The sequence below is a fragment of the Affinundibacterium macrobrachii genome (assembly GCF_014652415.1).
Lineage (GTDB): Bacteria > Pseudomonadota > Gammaproteobacteria > Burkholderiales > Burkholderiaceae_D > Undibacterium > Undibacterium macrobrachii.
This window is the reverse complement of sequence record NZ_BMYT01000015.1, coordinates 1-1,036: the sequence shown is the minus strand read 5'-3', so window position 1 is coordinate 1,036 and position 1,036 is coordinate 1. Positions and strand designations below refer to the sequence as shown.

The following is a 1,036-nucleotide window of genomic DNA, read 5'->3' as shown; positions in this document are numbered from 1 at the left end:
AGTTGAGCACTCTAATGAGACTGCCGGTGACAAACCGGAGGAAGGTGGGGATGACGTCAAGTCCTCATGGCCCTTATGGGTAGGGCTTCACACGTCATACAATGGTACATACAGAGGGCTGCCAAACCGCGAGGTGGAGCTAATCCCAGAAAGTGTATCGTAGTCCGGATTGTAGTCTGCAACTCGACTACATGAAGTTGGAATCGCTAGTAATCGCGGATCAGCATGTCGCGGTGAATACGTTCCCGGGTCTTGTACACACCGCCCGTCACACCATGGGAGCGGGTTTCGCCAGAAGTAGGTAGCTTAACCGTAAGGAGGGCGCTTACCACGGCGGGGTTCGTGACTGGGGTGAAGTCGTAACAAGGTAGCCGTATCGGAAGGTGCGGCTGGATCACCTCCTTTCTAGAGTGCGCTTGAATGTTAAGTGTCCACACTTATTGACTGTTAATGATAGAGAACGCAGAAGACGCTAGCGATAGCAGCGACTTCGAGATTTGCCCGGTTAAGTTGTAAAACGAATGGGGGTTTAGCTCATCTGGTAGAGCACCTGCTTTGCAAGCAGGGGGTGATCGGTTCGAGCCCGGTAACCTCCACCAAGTTAAGTAAGACTAGTGGTAATTGACTGGGGCTGTAGCTCAGCTGGTTAGAGCACCGTGTTGATAACGCGGGGGTCGTTGGTTCGAGCCCAACCAGCCCTACCAAATCGAAGCAAGTAGAAAAGCTGTGAGAAATAACAAATGTGAGTGGCGCGTGCGCTGTTGAGATTTGTTCTTTCAAAGCGAAAGCAAAAAGTATTAAGTAGTATCGTTCTTTAACAATTGAGAAGAAGTAAAGTAGAAATAATCAAAATTATTTCGTAGAGGAGTTGGTGGCGGAAGCTACTAACAAATTTATGGAAGGGTTGTGATTGTATCGAACAAACAAAGTAGTAAAAGTGATCCAAGTCGTCGTCAAGTAATTGACGAAGAAAATAACTCACTTGAGCTACGGCAACGCTAAAGTAATACTCATATAGTAGTAAAGAACTATAACT

At 47.3% G+C, this 1,036-nt stretch carries 2 tRNA genes and 1 rRNA gene; all 3 read left to right on the top strand.

Features of this window, described 5'->3' with window-relative positions:
• Positions 1-405: ribosomal RNA gene (locus tag IE103_RS18270) — 16S ribosomal RNA — on the top strand; the annotation flags it as partial.
• A 118-nt stretch (positions 406-523) separates the two neighbouring features.
• A tRNA-Ala gene (locus tag IE103_RS18265) sits at positions 524-599 on the top strand.
• A gap of 28 nt (positions 600-627) precedes the next feature.
• Positions 628-704: transfer RNA gene (locus IE103_RS18260), tRNA-Ile, on the top strand.
• Positions 705-1,036 lie beyond the last annotated feature (332 nt).